This is a genomic window from Streptomyces sp. NBC_01017, assembly GCF_045162795.1.
GTDB classification, from domain to species: Bacteria; Actinomycetota; Actinomycetes; order Streptomycetales; family Streptomycetaceae; genus Streptomyces; species Streptomyces machairae.
On the sequence record NZ_CP108683.1, the window covers coordinates 6505899 to 6526936 of the forward strand.

Consider the following 21038-nt stretch of genomic DNA (forward strand, 5'->3'; position numbering starts at 1 on the left):
ATGTCCGGGGACAGTGCCGCTACGGCCCCCGGTCGGACCGGGGCCCGTCCGGAGCGGCCTGTCGGCCGGAAGAAGGCGGGCTCCCGCTGGGGACGGTTCCTCGAGGGCGGGCTGCTGCAGGGCGGAGTGCAGGGCAGTCCGGTCCTCCGGCTCCTGCTGCGCTGGGTGCGCCGGCCACTGCTGCCCGTCATGCGGCTGTGGCGGCGCAACATCCAGCTCAAGGTCGTCGTCACGACCCTGCTGATGTCGCTCGGCGTCGTCCTGCTGCTGGGCTTCGTCGTCATCGGGCAGGTGCGCAACGGCCTGCTTGACGCCAAGGTGAAGGCCTCGCAGAGCCAGGCCACCGGCGGATTCGCCGCGGCCAAGAAGAGCGCCGACGAGGCCGCGGCCGGGGCCGCCGACGACGCCGGGACGGTCGACGGGCGGTCCGAGCAGAACGTCATCCAGTGGATGAGCGATCTCGTGTCCTCGCTCTCCAGCGGCGGCCAGGGCGCCTTCGACGTGGTCACCCTTCCGGCCTCCGCGGCAGGAGACAGCGGTGGACGCGGCCCCCGAGCCTCCGGCGGCGTGGACCCGACGGCGAGCGTGCCCGAGGACCTGCGCGAGCGGATCGACAGCAACATGGGGGCGTTCCAGAACTACACCCGCATCGTCTACAACCGCACCGCCGACAAGGAGTCCCAGCCGGCCCTGGTCATCGGCAAGCAGGTCAACGACCCCAACGGCGACCCCTATCAGCTCTACTACTTCTTCCCGCTCACCCAGGAGGAGAAGTCGCTGAGCCTGGTCAAGGGGACGCTGGCCACCGCCGGGCTCTTCGTCGTCGTACTCCTCGGGGCCATCGCCTGGCTCGTGGTGCGGCAGGTCGTCACGCCGGTGCGGATGGCGGCCGGTATCGCCGAGCGGCTGTCCGCAGGGCGGCTGCAAGAGCGGATGAAGGTCACCGGCGAGGACGACATCGCGCGGCTCGGCGAGGCCTTCAACAAGATGGCGCAGAACCTTCAGCTGAAGATCCAGCAGCTGGAGGACCTGTCGCGCATGCAGCGGCGGTTCGTGTCCGACGTGTCCCATGAGCTGCGGACGCCGCTGACGACCGTGCGCATGGCCGCCGACGTCATCCACGAGGCGCGGGAGGACTTCGACCCGGTGACCGCGCGGTCGGCGGAACTGCTGGCCGACCAGCTGGACCGATTCGAGTCACTGCTCGCCGACCTGCTGGAGATCAGCCGGTTCGACGCGGGCGCTGCGGCGCTGGAGGCCGAGCCGATCGACCTCAGGGAGGTCGTACGACGTGTCGTCAGCGGGGCCGAGCCGCTCGCCGAGCGCAAGGGCACCCAGATACGCGTCGTCGGCGACCAGCAGCCCATCGTCGCCGAGGCCGACGCCCGGCGCGTCGAACGGGTGCTGCGCAACCTCGTCGTCAACGCCGTCGAACACGGCGAGGGCAGGGACGTCGTCGTCAAGCTCGCCTCGGCAGGCGGGGCGGTCGCGGTCGCGGTGCGCGACTACGGCGTCGGGCTCAAGCCCGGCGAGGCGACCCGCGTCTTCAGCCGCTTCTGGCGGGCGGACCCGGCACGCGCGCGTACCACGGGCGGTACGGGTCTGGGGCTGTCGATCGCGCTGGAGGACGCACGGCTGCACGGCGGCTGGCTCCAGGCCTGGGGCGAGCCGGGCGGCGGTTCGCAGTTCCGGCTGACCCTGCCGCGGACCGCGGACGAACCGCTGCGGGGCTCGCCGATACCCCTGGAACCCAAGGACTCACGGCGCAATCGCGGCCTCGACGACGCCGGACTGCCCAGCGGTGGCGGCGAGAAGGCGGCGACGGTGCCGGTCCAGCCCAACGGGGACCAGGTGCCCCCGATGCCCTCCAGGGACCCGATCGTCACCCGGACGGGCGGGGCGGCCCCCAAAGCCGACCCGACGGCGCTGCCCGGCAACGGCGCGCGTGTGGTGCCCCGGCCCGCTTCGGTCGCGCGGCGGCTGGAGGAGACGCCAGGTGCGCAGGAGCCGGCGAGCGAGGAAGCCGGACAGGACGGGGAGTCGAGTAAGCATGGGGAGGCATCTCGTGGCCGCTGACCGCGAGAGGGGCGCCACCCGGCGCGGGGCGGGGCGCGCGGTGGCATACGTCGCCTGTGGCGCCGTACTGCTGGCAGGGTGCGCCTCGATGCCCGACAGCGGCGATCTGCAGGGCGTCGAGTCCACGCCGCGACAGGACACGCAGGTGCGGGTCTTCGCCATGCCGCCCCACGAGGACGCCTCGTCCTCGGAGATCGTGTCGGGCTTCCTGGAGGCACTGACCAGCGACGATCCGGACTACGAGATCGCGCGCAAGTACCTCACCAAGGAAGCGTCGGACAAGTGGCAGCCTCTGCTGTCCACCACGGTGCTCGCCGACGGACCGGGCGCTGACGTCGAACGTGTCGGGGGCCGGGAGGAGACCGACAGCCTCTCCTACACGCTGACCGGCACCAAGGTCGCCCTGGTCGACGCGCAGCAGTCGTACGCGCCCGCCGGCGGGGACTACAGCGAGCCGATGCACCTCACCCGGGACAAGAAGACGAAGCAGTGGCGGATCGACATCCCGCCGCGCGGCGTCGTCATGGGCAAGTCGGACTTCCAGCGGAACTACATGTCCGTCGACAAGTACTACTTCGCCACGAACACCACCCTCGGGGCCTCGCCGCACACGGCGGCCGTCGCCGATCCCGTCTACGTGCGCAGGAACGTGGACCCCATGACGCAGATGGTCCGCTCCCTGCTCACCGGGCCGACCAGCTGGCTCAACCCGGTGGTCAGGTCGAGCTTCCCCACCGGCACGGCACTGAGGAAGGGCGTCACCGCGCTGACGCCCGACGATCAGAACAGGCTGACCGTGCAGCTGAACGACAAGGCGGCCCGGGTCGGACTGACTCAGTGCAAGGAGATGGCGGCCCAGCTCCTGTTCACCCTGCAGAACCTCACCCCCACCGTGGACGAGGTCGAGCTGCGGTCCGACGGCAGACAGCTGTGCTCGCTCACCGAGGAGAGTGCAGAGGCCGTCGCCGCGCGCGGATCGGTGGAGCGCGCCGACTACCTGTACTTCCTCAACGCCGAGCACCGGCTCGTACGGCTGCCCGCCGCCACCAGCGACACGGAGCCCGATCCTGTGCCGGGCGCCCTGGGCGACGGCGATGTGCAGCTGAAGTCCGTGGCGGTGTCGCGTGACGAGGACATGGCGGCCGGGGTCGGCCTCGACGGCAAGAACCTGTACGTCGGTGCGCTGGTGTCGGGTGGTCCGCTCGGGGAGCCGGAGCTGAGAAGCGCGGGCCCGACGAGGGAGCAGCGGCTGTCGGCGCCCAGCTGGGATGCCCAGGGCGACCTGTGGGTGGCCGACCGCAATCCCGGCAACCCCCGCCTGCTCCTGCTGGAGGAGGGCGTCGGCGAGCCGCTGGTGGTGAAGACGCCGCCGGGTCTTGAGGGGCGCATCGAGTCGGTGAAGGTGGCCGCCGACGGTGTGCGCATTGCGCTCGTGGTGAAGCAGGGCGAGAAGTCGTCACTGCTCATCGGGCGGATCGAACGGAGCCAGGACGGCAAGGCGGAGGAGCCCTCAAGCGTCTCGGTGCACGAACTGCGCTCCGCGACTCCCGAGTTGGAGGAGGTCTCGGCCATGTCGTGGGCCGGGGACAGCCGGCTCGTCGTGGTCGGGCGCGAGAAGGGCGGCGTGCAGACCATGCGGTACGTGCAGGTCGACGGCTCCACACCGGAGGGACCGGCGCCCGCGGCTCTCAGCGGCGTGAAGGAGATCACCGCGTCCGAGGACGCGCGGCTGCCGCTGGTCGGTTACTCGGAGGACGGGATCGTGCGGCTGCCGTCGGGGGCGCAGTGGCAGAAGGTGGTGACGGACGGGGCCGCTCCGGTCTACCCGGGGTGAGGCTTCGCCCGGACCGCCTTTGAGGTCCGGGACGGGGAGTGTGGTGGCCGCTTCCGGCCGGGGTGAGTCCCTCGGCTGGGGGCGGTCGCTTCGTTTTGGTGGGCGGGCGGGCGAGTGGCCGGGTGCGTGGGTGCGTGGGTAGGCAGGTGGCCGGGTGCGTGGGTGGGAACGCGGCTCGGTTCCGGGACGGAAACGTGGCTCGGTTCCGGGATGGAAGTGGGGCCGGCCGCATCGGGCTCGGGTTATCCACAGGCAGTTATCCACAGGGGTGGTCGGTCGGCGCGGGCGTTGGCACAGTGGTGGGCATGCGGGGGTGGTGGCAGGACCTGACCGACCTGGTGCTGCCGGCCGAGTGCGGAGGCTGCGGAAGGCCTCGCACGGTGCTCTGCCCGGAGTGCCGTGCCGCCCTGAGCGGGGCCGTACCGAGCCGGGTGCGACCGGTGCCGGAGCCGCCCGGGCTGCCGGTCGTGCACGCGGCGGCCCGGTACGCGGACGAAGCGCGGGCAGTGCTGCTCGCCCACAAGGAACGCGGCGCGCTGGCGCTCACGGCACCGCTCGGAGCGGCGCTGGCGGGGGCTGTGCGGGCCGGGCTTCGGGAGGACCGTGCGTCTCGCGACAGTGGGGCGTCGGGGCGGGCTGTGTGGTCCCAGGGTTCGCAGGTGCGGGCCTACGGGGTGCGTCGGGTGGCGGGCGGCGAGGCGCCTGTACTGCTCGTCCCTGTTCCGTCCGCGCGTGGATCGGTGCGTGCGCGAGGGCATGATCCGGCTCGGCGGATCGCGCTCGCGGCGGCGGGTGAGCTGCGGCGGGCCGGGACGCCGGCGCGCGTGCTCGCCGTGCTGCGGCAAGTGCGCGGGGTGGCCGATCAGTCGGGGCTCAACTCGCGGCAGCGGCTGGACAATCTCGCGGGTGCGCTGGTGGTGGCGCCTGGGGGAGCGCGGCTGCTCGCCGGTGGTGGTCCCGTTGTGCTCGTCGACGATCTGATGACGACGGGTGCGTCGCTGGCTGAGGCGGCGCGGGCTGTGCGGGTGGGGTTGGCGGCGGCGGAGGGGGTGGGCTCCGGTGGCCGGGGGAGGGTGGGCCCCAACAGTCGTACGGCCGAGTCCACAGCAACAGCCGTGTACCAAGCGGGAAGTCGGGAAAGCACAGGGGAACGGAGTGCCGGATCGACGGAGGGCGGTGTGTGGCAGTTGCGTCAGAGGCCGGGAATCATGGGTGCAGGACGGGCCCGTGACCTGATCTGCGCAGCTGTGGTCGCCGCGTCGCTGGATTCTTTCGAAATAAACCGGAACTGACTGAGAACTTGCATCGTTGCAGGTAACGAGAGGGTCAATTCACCTGAACGGAGGTACGCCGCAGTAGAGGGTGACGACATCCGTCCGGGCGAGATATGTTCGGTTGTGAGGGAAAGGCGCAGGCCATCCCCGTCATATCCGAATGCCGTGCCGTGGGTTTTGCGCAATCACTCGCGGCCATGGGGTGGAGATCTTGCCCATGGGGGAGGAGGAGGTGGAAGTCACCGAGTCCGAGGTTCCGGGGTTCCCCGGAGCCTGGTGCAAAAGGGAGATGCTCCGCCGATGGAGCGGGGCGATCCGGGAACGGAGTTCTGCGTGGACATCGTCGTCAAGGGCCGCAAGACCGAGGTGCCCGAGCGGTTCCGCAAGCACGTGGCCGAGAAGCTGAAGCTGGAGAAGATCCAGAGGCTCGATGCCAAGGTGATCAGCCTCGACGTCGAGGTGTCCAAGGAGCCCAACCCGCGACAGGCCGACCGCTGTGACCGAGTGGAGATCACGCTCCGCTCCCGCGGTCCGGTGATCCGGGCGGAGGCAGCGGCCAGCGATCCGTATGCGGCGCTCGACCTCGCGGCGGAAAAGCTGGATGCCCGGCTGCGCAAGCAGCACGACAAGCGTTTCTCGCGCCGAGGCGCACGCCGACTCACGGCGGCCGAGGTCCCCGACCACGTACCGGGCGCGGCGACGCTGAACGGGAATGGCCGCACGTTCCAGGAAGAAGAGCCGGACGGAATTCCCACCAAGAAGATCGGCTCGCTGGAAGTAAAGGGCGAAGGCCCCCTCGTCGTACGCGAGAAGACGCACGTCGCCTCCCCGATGACCCTCGACCAGGCCCTCTACGAGATGGAGCTGGTCGGGCACGACTTCTACCTGTTCGTCGACTCGGAGACGAAGGAACCGAGCGTCGTCTACCGGCGGCACGCCTACGACTACGGCGTCATTCACCTCAGCACGGACCCGATGGTCACCCAGGCGCAGGCTCCCGCGGCAGGCGGCGTGCTGGGCGGCTGACCCACCCGGCTGACAGCTGAGCCGGTGCCCCTGGAGCGCGGTGTGCGCCCCCAGGGGCACCGGTGTGCGACCTCTTCGCGCCCCGCTCGTCACCGTAGTGTCGGCCAGGCATGGAATCATGGCCGCACCGGCCCAACCGTTGGGCCGCTGCCTTGGGTTGGCGATGGCAGACGACCAGCCACAGCCTTCAGGGGGAGGAACGATGGCGGACAGCTTCGGACCGATGCGGGACGAGGATGCCGACGGTGATGTCGTCGGCATGGGCCCGGACGCGGGCTCTCCACGCAAGGAGCCGATCAGAGTCCTCGTCGTCGACGACCACGCCCTGTTCCGCCGTGGACTGGAGATCGTGCTCGCGGCCGAGGAGGACATCCAGGTCGTGGGAGAGGCGGGCGACGGCGCGGAAGCCGTGGACAAGGCCGCTGACCTGCTGCCGGACATCATCCTGATGGACGTGCGGATGCCCAAGCGGGGCGGGATCGAGGCCTGCACCTCCATCAAGGAGGTCGCCCCCAGCGCGAAGATCATCATGCTGACGATCAGCGACGAGGAGGCCGACCTCTACGACGCGATCAAGGCGGGCGCGACCGGTTATCTCCTGAAGGAGATCTCCACGGACGAGGTGGCCACCGCCATTCGCGCCGTGGCCGACGGACAGTCGCAGATCAGTCCCTCCATGGCGTCGAAGCTGCTCACCGAATTCAAGTCGATGATCCAGCGCACGGACGAGCGCCGCCTCGTGCCCGCCCCGCGGCTGACGGACCGCGAGCTGGAGGTCCTCAAGCTCGTGGCCACGGGGATGAACAACCGGGACATCGCCAAGGAGTTGTTCATCTCCGAGAACACCGTGAAGAACCACGTGCGCAACATCCTGGAGAAGCTGCAGCTGCACTCCAGGATGGAGGCCGTGGTGTACGCGATGCGGGAGAAGATCCTCGAGATCCGCTGAGGCCGGATGACCGGCCTCGGGGTCACGCCAGCAAGCGTGTGAGTTCCGTGGCGAGGGGCTCGCGCAGGTCGGGCGCGTCGACCCGTTCCACGCGTACGTCCGTGCAGTCCACCCAGCTAGCCGCCTCCACCAGCGCCTGCGCCACCGCCGGGACCGCCTTCGGGCCGTCCAGGGTGACCTGCTTGGCGACCAGGGTGGTGCCTTCGCGGGCCGGGTCCACGCGTCCCACGAGGCGGCCACCGGCCAGGACCGGCATCGCGAAGTAGCCGTAGATCCGCTTCTGCTTGGGGACGTACGCCTCCAGGCGGTGGGTGAAGCCGAAGATCCGCTCCGTGCGTGCCCGCTCCCAGATCAGGGAGTCGAACGGGGACAACAGCGTCGTACGGTGGCGGCCGCGCGGAGAGGTCTCCAGGGCCGCCGGGTCGGCCCAGGCCGGCTTGCCCCAGCCCTCGACCGTGACCGGCACCAGGCCCGAGTCGGCGATCACCGCGTCGACCTGTTCGCCCTTGAGCCGGTGGTAGTCGGCGATGTCCGCGCGCGTGCCCACGCCGAGGGACTGGCCCGCCAGGCGGACGAGGCGGCGCAGGCACTCGGCGTCGTCCAGCTCGTCGTGCAGCAGCGTCTCCGGGATGGCGCGCTCGGCGAGGTCGTAGACGCGCTTCCAGCCGCGGCGCTCGACGCAGACCACCTCGCCGTGCATCAGAGCGCGTTCGACGGCGACCTTGGCGCCCGACCAGTCCCACCACTCGCTGGTCCGCTTCGCGCCGCCCAGCTCGGTCGCGGTGAGAGGGCCCTCGGTGCGCAGCTGCTTGATCACCTGGTCGTAGGCGCCGTCCGGGAGGTCGTGGTTCCAGTGAGGGCGGTTGCGGTAGGCGCGGCGGCGGAAGGCGAAGTGCGGCCACTCCTCGACGGGGAGGATGCAGGCGGCGTGGGACCAGTACTCGAAAGCGTGCGGTTGCGCCGACGGCTTGCCCGCAGCCGTGGCCGCAGTCGTCCAGTAGGCCTTCTCGACCGTCTTGCGGTCCACCGCGCCCAGGCGGGCGTACGGGATGAGTTCGTGGGAGCGGGCCAGCACCGAGATGGTGTCGAGTTGGACCGCGCCGAGGTGACGCAGTATGCCGCGGACGCCTGACCTGCGGTCGGGGGTGCCGAGGAAGCCCTGCGCGCGGAGGGCGATCCGGCGGGCCTCGTCGGCCGAGAGGTCGGTGGTGGGGCGCAGGGTCGTCATGGTCGGCACGATAGGCGGTGGCACTGACAGTGCGGGGTGAGCTGGGGATTTGTCCGTGGTGGGGCTGCGCGCGGGTGCGAGGGCGCGGTCATGCGGGCTGGTTCCTCGTCGGCAGGTACGGGGCCGTCGACGGCAGGCTCAGGTCCGACGGGAGCAGGGAGCCCACCCAGCAGTCCCGGCGTACGCCCTGGTGGACCATGGCGGAGCGGAGGGTGCCCTCCAGGGCGAAGCCGGCGCGTTCCGCCACCGCGCGGGAGGGCCTGTTGCCGACTTCCGCGCGCCATTCCACGCGATCGAGCGACAGGTGGACGAAGGCCCAGCGGGACGCGGCGAGGACGGCCTCGGTGATGTAGCCGTTGCCGCGGTGTTCCTTCGTGCCCCAGAAACCGATTTCGGCCTCGCTCATGGACCGCATCGTGAGGCCGAGCATGCCGACCAGGTCCTCCCCTACGGGGAGGAAGAGCCCCCAGGTGAACATCGAACCGTTCGCCCAGCCCTCGGGGACCAGTTGCTCCGCGAAACTCTGGGCGTGCTCGTACAGGTAGGGCGAGGGGATCGTGGTCCAGCGCTGGATGTCGGGGTCCTGCGCGGCCTCGTACACCGTGTCGGTGTCCTTCGGGCCGACCGTGCGCATGAGGAGACGGCTGGTGGTGAGCGTGACGGGTTCCATCGGCCGATTCTGCTCGGGGGCCGTCGCAAGCGCCATCCTTATAAGCGGTGTGTGAGCGCGCGAACGCATTTCGCACAATTCGTTGGCGGAACGCGGCACCATCCGCAGCCCCCGGCCGTTGTCCCTTTGACGGAGATTTGAAGCAGCGGACGTTCGACGTCCACGGCAGGCTCCCGGCGTGGCGGGGTCCTCGCATACGATGGCCGTTGCTCAGTCAAGTCAAATGGAAACCGACCGTCCCAGGCCCGACCGGCAAGGAGACCAACCCCCGTGTCCGTCCTCTCGAAGATCATGCGTGCAGGCGAAGGCAAGATCCTGCGCAAGCTGCACCGCATCGCGGACCAGGTCAACTCCATCGAAGAGGACTTCGTCGACCTCTCCGACGCCGAGCTGCGGGCCCTCACCGATGAGTACAAGCAGCGGTACGCAGACGGTGAGAGCTTGGACGACCTGATGCCCGAGGCCTTCGCCACCGTTCGCGAGGCCGCCAAGCGCGCTCTGGGCCAGCGTCACTACGACGTCCAGATCATGGGCGGCGCGGCCCTCCACCTCGGCTACGTGGCCGAGATGAAGACCGGCGAGGGCAAGACGCTCGTCGGCACGCTGCCCGCTTATCTGAACGCGCTGTCCGGCCAGGGCGTCCACCTGATCACGGTGAACGACTATCTGGCCGAGCGCGACTCGGAGATGATGGGCCGCGTCCACAAGTTCCTGGGCCTGAGCGTCGGCTGCATCCTCGCCAACATGACGCCGGCCCAGCGCCGCGAGCAGTACGCGTGCGACATCACCTACGGCACGAACAACGAGTTCGGCTTCGACTACCTGCGCGACAACATGGCGTGGTCCCAGGACGAACTCGTCCAGCGCGGCCACAACTTCGCCATCGTCGACGAGGTCGACTCCATCCTCGTCGACGAGGCCCGTACGCCGCTGATCATCTCCGGCCCGGCCGACCAGGCCACCAAGTGGTACGGCGACTTCGCCAAACTGGTCACGCGCCTGAAGAAGGGCGAGGCGGGCAACCAGCTCAAGGGCCTTGAGGAGACCGGCGACTACGACGTCGACGAGAAGAAGCGCACGGTCGCCATCCACGAAGCGGGTGTCGCAAAGGTCGAGGACTGGCTGGGCATCGACAACCTCTACGAGTCGGTGAACACGCCGCTGGTGGGCTACCTGAACAACGCCATCAAGGCCAAGGAGCTCTTCAAGAAGGACAAGGACTACGTCGTCATCGACGGCGAGGTCATGATCGTCGACGAGCACACCGGCCGTATCCTCGCCGGCCGCCGCTACAACGAGGGCATGCACCAGGCGATCGAGGCGAAGGAAGGGGTGGACATCAAGGACGAGAACCAGACGCTCGCCACGATCACCCTGCAGAACTTCTTCCGCCTCTACAAGCGCCACGACCACGAGGACAAGGAACAGCCCGGTCTGTGCGGCATGACCGGTACGGCGATGACCGAGGCCGCCGAGTTCCACCAGATCTACAAGCTCGGCGTCGTCCCGATCCCGACCAACCGGCCGATGGTCCGCCAGGACCAGTCGGACCTGATCTACCGCACCGAGGTCGCGAAGTTCGAGGCGGTCGTCGACGACATCGTCGAGAAGCACGAGAAGGGCCAGCCGATCCTCGTCGGTACGACGTCGGTCGAGAAGTCCGAGTACCTGTCGCAGCAGCTGTCCAAGCGCGGGGTCCAGCACGAGGTGCTGAACGCCAAGCAGCACGACCGTGAGGCGATCATCGTCGCCCAGGCCGGCCGCAAGGGCGCCGTCACCGTCGCCACCAACATGGCCGGCCGTGGTACGGACATCAAGCTCGGCGGCAACCCCGAGGACCTCGCCGAGGCGGAGCTGCGCCAGCGCGGCCTCGACCCCGAGGAGCACATCGAGGAGTGGGCCGCGGCCCTGCCCGCCGCCCTGGAGAAGGCCGAGCAGGCGGTCAAGGCGGAGTTCGAGGAGGTCAAGGACCTCGGCGGTCTCTACGTCCTCGGCACCGAGCGGCACGAGTCGCGCCGCATCGACAACCAGCTGCGCGGTCGTTCCGGCCGTCAGGGTGACCCGGGCGAGTCCCGCTTCTACCTCTCCCTCGGCGACGACCTGATGCGCCTGTTCAAGGCTCAGATGGTCGAGCGCGTGATGTCGATGGCGAACGTCCCGGACGACGTGCCGATCGAGAACAAGATGGTCACGCGCGCGATCGCGTCCGCGCAGTCGCAGGTCGAGCAGCAGAACTTCGAGACCCGTAAGAACGTCCTGAAGTACGACGAGGTCCTCAACCGTCAGCGTGAGGTCATCTACGGCGAGCGCCGCCGCGTTCTGAAGGGCGAGGACCTGCACGAGCAGGTGCAGCACTTCATGGACGACACGATCGACGCGTACGTCGGCGCGGAGACCGCCGAGGGCTTCGCCGAGGAATGGGACCTGGAGCGCCTGTGGGGCGCCTTCAAGCAGCTGTACCCGGTGAAGGTGACCGTCGAGGAGCTCGAGGATGCGGCCGGCGACCGTGCGGGGCTGACCGCCGAGTTCATCTCCGAGTCCATCAAGGACGACATCCACGACCAGTACGCGGCGCGTGAGGCGCAGCTCGGCTCCGAGATCATGCGTGAGCTGGAGCGCCGGGTCGTGCTGTCGGTCCTGGACCGTAAGTGGCGCGAGCACCTCTACGAGATGGATTACCTCCAGGAGGGCATCGGCCTGCGGGCGATGGCGCAGAAGGACCCGCTGGTCGAGTACCAGCGCGAGGGCTTCGACATGTTCACCGCCATGATGGAGGGCATCAAGGAGGAGTCCGTCGGCTACCTGTTCAACCTGGAGGTCCAGGTCGAGCAGCAGGTCGAGGAGGTCCCGGTCGAGGACACCAAGCCGGTGGCCGACCTGGAGAAGAAGGACGCGGTGCCGGCGCAGGCGGGCGCGCGTCCCGAGATCCGCGCCAAGGGCCTCGAGGCCCCGCGCCGCCCGGACCGGCTGCACTACACCGCGCCCAAGGTGGACGGCGAGGGCGACATCGTCGAGGGCGACTTCGACAACGGCGACGAGCCGGTGCGCTCGGAGGCCGACGGCCTCACGCGCGCGGAGCGCCGCAAGCAGGCGCGTGGCGGACGCCGCCGCAAGAAGTGACGTGACGGTGGCTGTGACGCCGTAGCAGTTGGATGGGCCGGGTTTCCTTGAGGGGACCCGGCCCATCGGCTTGCTCGGTCCTCCAGCGGCCCCCACAGTTGCCCCGCAACGGTCCGTGCGGTCTACGCGGGCGTGGGGGCGGCGGTGGTCAGTCGTCGTCCCCGCACGGCCTGCGTGGGCCGCCCAGTTCCACCGCAGTGCAGCGCCAGCGGAGGTCTCCGCCCTGTTCCAGGCGGAATGCCATGGCGCGTAGCTGGTCTCCGGCGCCGATGCGGGCGAAGGCCTCGATGGCGCCCGGGCGGGGTTCGAAGTAGCCGATGTCGCGGACGACGGGGCGGGTGCCGCGGGTGCGCAGGAGACCGAGTTCCGCGAGCCGGGCGAGTTCGTCGTAGGCACGGCCGGCGGTGTGGCGGAGCATCCAGTGGACGGGGCGCTGGCCGCTGAGGACGAGGAGCAGGCGGTCGGCGAAGACGTCCGTGGGACGGGGTTGCGGGACGGCGGGCCTGTCGAGGGTGCCGGTTCCGTCCGCCGGGTGGCGCCAGGTGCGCGGCGTGGGGGCGGGGGCGGTCGGTGGGCGGGTGTCCGTGGGCCTGGTGCGCGGGAGGGTTCCCGTGGCGCCTGACGAGCCCGGTGGGCGGCCTGCTGGGGATGCGGTACGGGGCATGCCGCCGCTCGGCGTGCGAGGCGGGCTGCCGGCCGGGCGGCGGGTGTCGCGGCGGGTCGGTGGGCGGGTGCCGGGGCGGTGCTGTGCCCTGGTCATGACCTTGTTCATGGAGTCCCCGTTCGGTGAACCCGGATCGATACCGGTGAGTAACTTCGTGGTTGGTGATCTTGTACGGGGCCGCGGGTGTCGGCAGCAAGGAAGCGGGGACTCGGAGCGGGCGGCCGGAATCTTCACTTATCCGGGTGATCGAGGGCCGCGGAAGCCTGTGACGGCAGGGGTGCACCGGGTGAGTTCGTGGACCGAGGTGGACGCCCGGCGGGGTGGCGGACGGGGCTCGAAAGGGGACGCCCCAGGCATCGGCCGCACGTATCCTGAAGGCCCTCCGGAGGTGCGGGGATCGCCCCTCTCCGGGCCCTTGCAGAGCCTTACGAGTGCTACGAGAACGAAGAAAGCGGTCAGCAATGCGCGTCTACGTCCCCTTGACCCTCCCCGGTCTCGCCGAGGCGCACAAGGCGGGCGAGCTGGAGGCCGAGTCACTCGTCGCGTACGCCGTCACGCCCGCGTTGCGCGAGTGGTACCTCTCCGACGACATCGAGGAGTTGGAGTACGCGGCGCTGAACCGGGCCGCGCTGGCCTCGCTGCGGCTCCTGGCAGCGGACGGCGGGGCGGCGCGGCGCCGGGTCGTGGTCGCCGTCGACGTGCCCGACAGGGCGGCCGTCGCCGACCCGGACCGGGGGCTGGACCCGGCGGCACTCGGCGAGGTGCGGATCGCCGGTGGCGTGGTGTTGGCCAAGGCGGCCGCCGTACACGTCGACTCGGATGATGCGGAGACGGACGTGGCCGCCGCCGCCGAGGCGCTGGCGGCGGCGGACGGCGGGGACGACGACGCGCAGTTCGTCGTGGACGGTGCCGAGGACCATGAGCTGCTGTGGTTCGCCACCCAGGAGATCCCGAACCTGGTCGGACTGGCGGACTGACTCGGCGCCGCCTTCATCGACCTGCTGTTTGACCCGCCGTTCTCTTGATTGTCAGTGGGGGCGGGTACGGTTTTTGGCATGGGGATGCAAGTAGGGGCGCACATCGTCTGGGACTGGAACGGGACGCTGTTCCACGACAACGACGCGATCATCGGGGCGACGAACGCGGCGTTCGCCGAGCTGGGGCTCAAGCCGATCACGATGGAGCAGTACCGGGCGCTGTACTGCGTGCCGGTGCCGAAGTTCTACGAGCGGCTGCTCGGTCGGCTGCCGACCGACGCCGAGTGGGAGGTCATGGACGAGACCTTCCACCGGTACTACGCCGAGCACCGGGTGACGTGCGGGCTCACCACGGGCGTGGCGGAGCTGCTCGTGGAGTGGGGGTCGGCGGGGCGCAGCCAGTCGATCCTGAGCATGTACGTGCACGACGAACTCGTTCCGCTGGTGCAGGGGTTCGGGATCGAGCAGCACTTCATACGCGTCGACGGGCGGACCGGGCCGTCCGGGGGCAGCAAGGCCGAGCACATGGTGCGGCACATCAAGGCCCTGGCGAGCGTGGACCCTGCTCGCACGGTCGTGATCGGGGATGCCGCGGACGACGCGGTGGCGGCGCTGCACGTGGGGGCTCAGGCCGTGCTCTACACCGGGGGGTCGCACAGCCGGGCGAGCCTCGAAGGGGTCGGGGTGCCGGTCGTGGACACGCTGGTGGAGGCCGTCGCGGAGGCGGAGCGGCTGGCCGCCTGAGCGCCGGCCGCCACCCGTCAGGGGTGCGGCGCTCCCGGTGGCACGCCGCGCCCGTACTCGCCGGGCCTGGGCGCGGGCTCGAGTCCGGGCCTCGGTCAGGTCACCGGTGCCTTCGCTCGTAGGACCTTCAGGAACTCGCGCATCCAGCCGGAGTGGTCCGGCCAGGCGCGGGAGGAGACCAGGGTGCCGTCGACCACGGCCTCCGCGTCCTGGAAGGTGGCGCCGGCCGCCTGCATGTCCAGTTCCAGGGCGGGGTACGCCGTGACGCGGCGGCCGTGGAGGCTGTCGATCGCTGCGGTGAGAAGGGGGCCGTGACAGATCTGGGCGACCGGCTTGTCGGCGTCGAAGAACGACTTGAGGATCTTGCGGAGCTCGGGGTCGTTGCGCAGGTACTCGGGGGCCCGGCCGCCGGGGATGACGACGGCGGCGTAGTCGCCGGGGTCGACCTCGGAGAATGCGAGGTCGGCGGGCCAGGTGTAGCCGGGTTTCTCGGTGTAGGTGTCGAAGCCGGGTTCGAAGTCATGGACGACGAACTGGAGCTTCTTGCGGGTGGGGGCGGCGATGTGGACGTCGTAGCCCTCTTCGCGGAGGCGCTGGTAGGGGTAGAGGACCTCCAGTGACTCTGCGGCGTCGCCGGTGACGATGAGGATTTTCGCTGTCATGTCGGGTGCGCTCCTCTTTCTGGCCGGGGCCTGCGTCTCCGTCGGGCCTTGGGGGCAACGTGCCTCGGGGTGGGGCGCTTGCCAAGGGGGCGTGCGCGGTCCGGCGGTGTGGGGTGCCGCTGCGGCCGGCCGGGCCGCCCGGCTGCGGGAGCGCCTGCACACCCGGTGGGTCGCGGACAGGCGAGCTGCAGGGGGCGCCCGTGCCGCGGCTGTTTTTGGACACCGGTCGCTTCCGGATGGCCTGCTTCCGTCTCGAAACCCGGCCCCGGTCGTCGTCACAGTCCCTCACCCCAGCCTCCCCCTGTGCACCCCGACCCGCCAGTTACGCCCTCCCCACCCCGTTTGCCCCTGTGCAGAACGTCAAAGTTCCACCCCTGGTTTTGTACACATACGGCTCATGACGGCCCCCCTGTAAGGAGCGATAGCCTTAGTGGCGTGATCAGCGCGATAGCTCGCGGGGGCAGTGTTGCCCCTGCCCCGCGCCCGGAGAACACGGACTACATCCGTGACCGGGTGGCGGTCGCTGGTCTTCGCGGGCGGGAGGGGGGCGTAAGGGCTCCCGGGACGTCATGCACACCCCGGGCCCGGACGTCGCAGAGAGCAGCGTCACACCCCTTGGGCAGCTCAAGATTGGCTCATATACCCCCGCCCATCTCACCTCGCGGCATAGCGTCGAAGCAGACCGGACACCCCGCGTCGCGGCGTTACACCGGAGGGCAAGAGACCGTACTTCCTTCTACGTCACGCAACGGCGCGCGACAGGAGCCAGAGGACAATGCAGACCAAGCTGGACGAAGCCAAGGCCGAGCTGCTCGAGAGGGCCGCTCGGGTAGCTGAGAACAGCCCGGTCGGGGGGTACCTACCGACTGGGACGACGGACGAGAGCAGCACCGGCACCCCGGACCACGACACCGTGCTCACGTTCCTCCAGCGCTACTACCTGCACACCGCCCCGGAGGACCTCACCGACCGCGACCCGGTCGACATCTTCGGAGCCGCTTTCTCGCACTACCGGCTGGCCGAGAACCGCCCCCAGGGCACGGCCAACGTGCGGGTTCACACGCCCACCGTGGAGGAGAACGGGTGGACCTGCAGCCACTCCGTCGTCGAAGTCGTCACCGACGACATGCCCTTCCTGGTCGATTCGGTGACCAACGAGCTGACTCGGCAGGGCCGGGGGATCCATGTGGTCATCCACCCCCAGGTCTTCGTCCGCCGGGACGTCGCCGGCAAGCTGATCGAGGTGCTCTCCGCGCCGCCCACGGGTGACGTGCCGCACGACACCCACACCGAGTCCTGGATCCACGTCGAGATCGACCGCGAGACCGACCGCGGCGACCTGAAGCAGATCACCGCAGACCTGGTGCGCGTCCTGTCCGACGTCCGTGAGGCCGTCGAGGACTGGAGCAAGATGCGGGACCTGGCCCTGCGCATGGCCGACGAGCTGCCGCAGGAGCCGCACTCCGATCTGCGTGAGCAGGAATTCGAGGAGGCCCGCGAGCTGCTGCGCTGGCTGGCCGACGACCACTTCACCTTCCTCGGCTACCGCGAGTACGAGCTGCGCGAGGACGACTCGCTGGCCGCCGTTCCGGGCACCGGCCTCGGCATCCTGCGCGCCGACCCGCAGCACTCCGAGACCGACAGCCACCCCGTCAGCCCCTCCTTCGAGCGGCTGCCCGCCGACGCCCGCGCCAAGGCCCGCGAGCACAAGCTCCTCATCCTGACCAAGGCCAACAGCCGGGCGACCGTGCACCGGCCGTCGTACCTCGACTACGTCGGCGTGAAGAAGTTCGACGAGAACGGCGAGGTCGTCGGTGAGCGCCGCTTCCTGGGCCTGTTCTCCTCCGCCGCCTACACCGAGTCCGTCCGCCGCGTGCCCGTCGTCCGGCGCAAGGTCGACGACGTGCTGCGGGTCGCCGGGTTCTCGCCCAACAGCCACGACGGGCGCGACCTGCTGCAGATCCTGGAGACGTACCCGCGCGACGAGCTCTTCCAGACCCCGGTCCCCGAGCTGCAGCGCATCGCCACCTCCGTGCTCTACCTGCAGGAACGCCGCCGGCTGCGGCTGTACCTGCGGCAGGACGAGTACGGCCGCTACTACTCGGCCCTCGTCTACCTCCCGCGCGACCGCTACACCACCGGCGTACGCCTGCGGATCATCGACATCCTGAAGGAGGAACTCGGCGGTACCAGCGTCGACTTCACCGCCTGGAACACCGAGTCGATCCTCTCCCGGCTGCACTTCGTCGTCCGGGTCCCGCAGGGCACCGAGCTGCCGGAGCTCAGCGACAGCGACAAGGAGCGCATCGAAGCGCGTCTCGTCGAGGCCGCGCGCTCCTGGGCCGACGGCTTCGCCGACGCGCTGAACGCGGAACTCGGTGAGGAGCGCGCCGCCGAGCTGTCGCGCCGCTACGGCAATGCCTTCCCCGAGGGCTACAAGGCCGACCACTCCCCGCGCTCGGCGGTCTCCGACCTGGTCCACATCGAGCAGCTCACCGAGGACAACAACTTCTCGCTGAGCCTGTACGAGCCCGTCGGCGCCGCGCCCGAGGAGCGCCGGTTCAAGATCTACCGCAAGGGTGCGGCCGTCTCCCTGTCGGCCGTCCTGCCGGTCCTCAGCCGCCTCGGCGTCGAGGTCGTGGACGAGCGGCCGTACGAACTGCGCTGCTCCGACCGCAGTGTCGCCTGGATCTACGACTTCGGTCTGCGCATGGCCCCGTCCGCGGGCGGCGGTGACTATCTCGGCGACGACGCGCGCGAACGGTTCTCCGAGGCCTTCGCCGCCACCTGGACCGGCCAGGCGGAGAACGACGGCTTCAACGCCCTGGTGCTGGGTGCCGGGCTGACCTGGCGGCAGGCGATGGTGCTGCGGGCGTACGCCAAGTACCTGCGGCAGGCGGGCTCCACCTTCTCGCAGGACTACATGGAGGACACCCTCCGCAACAACGTCCACACCACTCGGCTGCTCGTCTCCCTGTTCGAGGCGCGGATGTCGCCGGACCGCCAGCGCGCGGGCCGCGAGATCGTGGACGCGCTGCTCGAAGAGGTCGACGCGGCGCTCGACCAGGTGGCGAGCCTCGACGAGGACCGGATCCTGCGGTCCTTCCTCACCGTCATCAAGGCGACGCTGCGGACGAACTTCTTCCAGGAGGCGGCGGGCGGCAAGCTGCACGACTACGTCTCCATGAAGTTCGACCCGCAGGCCATCCCCGACCTGCCGGCGCCGCGGCCGGCGTACGAGATCTGGGTCTACTCGCCGCGCGTCGAGGGCGTGCACCTGCGCTTCGGCAAGGTCGCGCGCGGTGGCCTGCGCTGGTCCGACCGGCGTGAGGACTTCCGCACCGAGATCCTCGGCCTGGTCAAGGCGCAGATGGTGAAGAACACCGTCATCGTGCCCGTCGGCGCCAAGGGCGGCTTCGTCGCCAAGCAGCTGCCCGACCCGAGCGTGGACCGGGACGCGTGGCTGGCCGAGGGCATCGCCAGCTACAAGATGTTCATCTCGGCCCTGCTCGACATCACGGACAACATGGTGGCCGGCGAGGTCGTGCCCCCGGCCGACGTGGTCCGGCACGACGAGGACGACACCTACCTCGTCGTCGCGGCCGACAAGGGCACGGCGACGTTCTCGGACATCGCCAACGGGGTCGCGGAGTCGTACAACTTCTGGCTCGGTGACGCCTTCGCCTCCGGCGGCTCGGCCGGCTACGACCACAAGGGCATGGGCATCACCGCCCGCGGCGCCTGGGAGTCCGTCAAGCGGCACTTCCGCGAGCTGGGCGTGGACACGCAGACCGAGGACTTCACCGTCGTCGGCATCGGTGACATGTCCGGTGACGTCTTCGGCAACGGCATGCTGCTCAGCGAGCACATCCGCCTGGTCGCCGCCTTCGACCACCGGCACATCTTCATCGACCCGAACCCGGACGCGGCCACCTCCTACGCCGAGCGCCGCCGCGTCTTCGAGCTGCCGCGCTCCAGCTGGGAGGACTACAACACCGAGCTGCTGTCGGCCGGCGGCGGCATCTTCCCCCGCAGCGCCAAGGCGATCCCGGTCAACGCGCAGATCCGCGACGCCCTCGGCATCGAGGGCAAGGTCTCCAAGATGACCCCGGCCGAGCTGATGAAGGCCATCCTCCAGTCGCCGGTGGACCTGCTGTGGAACGGCGGCATCGGTACGTACGTCAAGGCCTCGACCGAGTCCCACGCGGACGTCGGCGACAAGGCCAACGACGCCATCCGCGTCGACGGTGCCGACCTGCGCGTCAAGGTCGTCGGCGAGGGCGGCAACCTCGGCCTGACGCAGCTCGGCCGGATCGAGTTCGCGCGGCAGGGCGGCCGGATCAACACCGACGCCATCGACAACAGCGCGGGCGTGGACACCTCCGACCACGAGGTGAACATCAAGATCCTGCTCAACAGCCTGGTCAGCGACGGCGACATGACCGTCAAGCAGCGCAACAAGCTGCTCGCCGAGATGACCGACGAGGTCGGCCTCCTGGTCCTGCGCAACAACTACGCGCAGAACACGGCGATCGCCAACGCCCTCGCGCAGTCCAGTGCCATGCTCCACGCCCAGCAGCGCTTCATGAAGCACATGGTCAGGGAGGGGCACCTGGATCGGGCGCTGGAGTTCCTGCCGACCGACCGCCAGATCCGTGAACGCCTCGGCAGCGGCCACGGCCTGACCGGTCCCGAGACGGCCGTCCTGATGGCGTACACGAAGATCACGGTCGCCGAGGAACTGCTGCACACCACGCTGCCGGACGACCCGTACCTGAGCACCCTGCTGCACGCGTACTTCCCGAAGGAGCTGCGCGAACAGTTCCCGGCCCACCTCGTCAGCCACCCGCTGCGCCGTGAGATCACCACGACCGTGCTGGTCAATGACACGGTCAACACGGGCGGTACGACGTATCTGCACCGGCTGCGCGAGGAGACCGGGGCCTCCCTGGAGGAGATCGTCCGGGCGCAAACGGTGGCCCGCGCGATCTTCCGCTCGGGGGTCGTGTGGGACGCGGTCGAGGCGCTCGACAACAAGGTCGAGGCCGCCGTCCAGACCCGGATCCGGCTGCACTCGCGCCGCCTCGTCGAGCGGGGGACGCGCTGGCTGCTCAACAACCGGCCGCAGCCGCTGGAGCTCGCCGACACGATCGACTTCTTCAGCGACCGTGTCGAGCAGGTGTGGTCGCAGCTGCCGAAGCTGCTCAAGGGCGCGGACCTGGAGTGGTACCAGCAGATCTACGACGAGCTGACCGCTGTCGGCGTCCCGGCCGAACTGGCCACCCGGGTGTCCGGGTTCTCCTCGGCCTTCCCGACGCTGGACATCGTCTTGGTGGCCGACCGCCTCGGCAAGGACCCGATGGACGTCGCCGAGGTGTACTACGACCTCGCCGACCGGCTCCGTATCACCCAGCTCATGGACCGCATCATCGAGTTGCCCCGCGCGGACCGCTGGCAGTCCATGGCCCGCGCCTCCATCCGCGAGGACCTCTACGCCGCCCACGCGGCCCTGACCTCGGACATCCTCGCGGCCGGCAACGGCAGCGCGACGCCCGAGCAGCGCTTCAAGTCGTGGGAGCAGAAGAACGCGGCGATTCTGGGACGGGCGCGTACGACGCTGGAGGAGATCCAGGGGTCGGAGGCGTTCGATCTGGCCAACCTGTCGGTGGCCATGCGGACGATGAGGACGTTGCTGCGGCAGCACTCGTAGCCGTGCGGGATCGGTGAGCCGTACGTAGGCCGTACGTAGGTCGTACGTCGGCCGGGGCGCCTCGGACTGTGACAGTCCGGGGCGCTCGCGTATTTGGGGCAAAA

At 69.8% G+C, this 21038-nt stretch carries 13 protein-coding genes; 9 read left to right on the top strand and 4 right to left on the bottom strand.

Annotated features, from left to right (window positions below; genetic code table 11):
* The 5 genes from mtrB to OG331_RS29915 all read left to right on the top strand — a co-directional run bounded on the left by mtrB (position 1) and on the right by OG331_RS29915 (position 7159).
* On the top strand, positions 1-2076 hold the full coding sequence (gene mtrB, locus OG331_RS29895) for an MtrAB system histidine kinase MtrB (protein WP_406201855.1): 2076 nt from the start codon (positions 1-3) through the stop codon (positions 2074-2076).
* The gene (locus OG331_RS29900) at positions 2066-3910 is read left to right on the top strand and encodes an LpqB family beta-propeller domain-containing protein (protein ID WP_406201857.1); all 1845 of its coding nucleotides are present in this window, start codon (positions 2066-2068) and stop codon (positions 3908-3910) included. Before mtrB ends, OG331_RS29900 begins: the two co-directional genes overlap by 11 nt.
* 305 nt (positions 3911-4215) lie before the next feature.
* Entirely contained in the window at positions 4216-5202 is a 987-nt protein-coding gene (locus OG331_RS29905; RefSeq protein ID WP_406201860.1) for a ComF family protein, read from the top strand.
* A gap of 315 nt (positions 5203-5517) precedes the next feature.
* Positions 5518-6210 (top strand): ribosome hibernation-promoting factor, HPF/YfiA family, encoded by a 693-nt coding sequence (gene hpf, locus OG331_RS29910; protein WP_406201862.1) that lies wholly within the window; start codon positions 5518-5520, stop codon positions 6208-6210.
* Positions 6211-6412: 202 nt separating this feature from the next.
* Positions 6413-7159 carry a response regulator transcription factor gene (locus OG331_RS29915; protein ID WP_328881249.1) on the top strand — a complete coding sequence of 249 codons (747 nt, stop codon included), beginning with the start codon at positions 6413-6415 and terminating at the stop codon, positions 7157-7159.
* A gap of 22 nt (positions 7160-7181) precedes the next feature.
* Here the strand turns inward: OG331_RS29915 and OG331_RS29920 are convergent, their stop codons facing one another.
* Entirely contained in the window at positions 7182-8387 is a 1206-nt protein-coding gene (locus OG331_RS29920; RefSeq protein WP_406201864.1) for a winged helix-turn-helix domain-containing protein, read from the bottom strand.
* 88 nt (positions 8388-8475) lie between these two features.
* Entirely contained in the window at positions 8476-9057 is a 582-nt protein-coding gene (locus tag OG331_RS29925; protein WP_406201866.1) for a GNAT family N-acetyltransferase, read from the bottom strand.
* Between the two features lie 270 nt (positions 9058-9327).
* On the opposite strand from OG331_RS29925, the gene secA reads away from it, so the two are divergent.
* Entirely contained in the window at positions 9328-12177 is a 2850-nt protein-coding gene (secA, locus tag OG331_RS29930; RefSeq protein WP_406201869.1) for a preprotein translocase subunit SecA, read from the top strand.
* Positions 12178-12325: 148 nt separating this feature from the next.
* On the opposite strand, the gene OG331_RS29935 is transcribed toward secA, so the two are convergent.
* Positions 12326-12949 (bottom strand): Rv3235 family protein, encoded by a 624-nt coding sequence (locus tag OG331_RS29935; protein ID WP_406201872.1) that lies wholly within the window; start codon positions 12947-12949, stop codon positions 12326-12328.
* Between the two features lie 353 nt (positions 12950-13302).
* On the opposite strand from OG331_RS29935, the gene OG331_RS29940 reads away from it, so the two are divergent.
* Complete coding sequence (locus OG331_RS29940) at positions 13303-13818, top strand: DUF6912 family protein (protein WP_406201875.1); 516 nt, start codon at positions 13303-13305, stop codon at positions 13816-13818.
* Positions 13819-13896: 78 nt separating this feature from the next.
* Entirely contained in the window at positions 13897-14562 is a 666-nt protein-coding gene (locus OG331_RS29945; protein ID WP_406201878.1) for an HAD family hydrolase, read from the top strand.
* Positions 14563-14657: 95 nt separating this feature from the next.
* On the opposite strand, the gene OG331_RS29950 is transcribed toward OG331_RS29945, so the two are convergent.
* Positions 14658-15224 carry a DJ-1/PfpI family protein gene (locus tag OG331_RS29950; protein ID WP_406201881.1) on the bottom strand — a complete coding sequence of 189 codons (567 nt, stop codon included), beginning with the start codon at positions 15222-15224 and terminating at the stop codon, positions 14658-14660.
* A 775-nt stretch (positions 15225-15999) separates the two neighbouring features.
* On the opposite strand from OG331_RS29950, the gene OG331_RS29955 reads away from it, so the two are divergent.
* Positions 16000-20934: an NAD-glutamate dehydrogenase gene (locus tag OG331_RS29955; RefSeq protein WP_406201884.1), complete on the top strand. Its 4935-nt coding sequence runs from the start codon at positions 16000-16002 to the stop codon at positions 20932-20934.
* Positions 20935-21038: the final 104 nt, after the last annotated feature.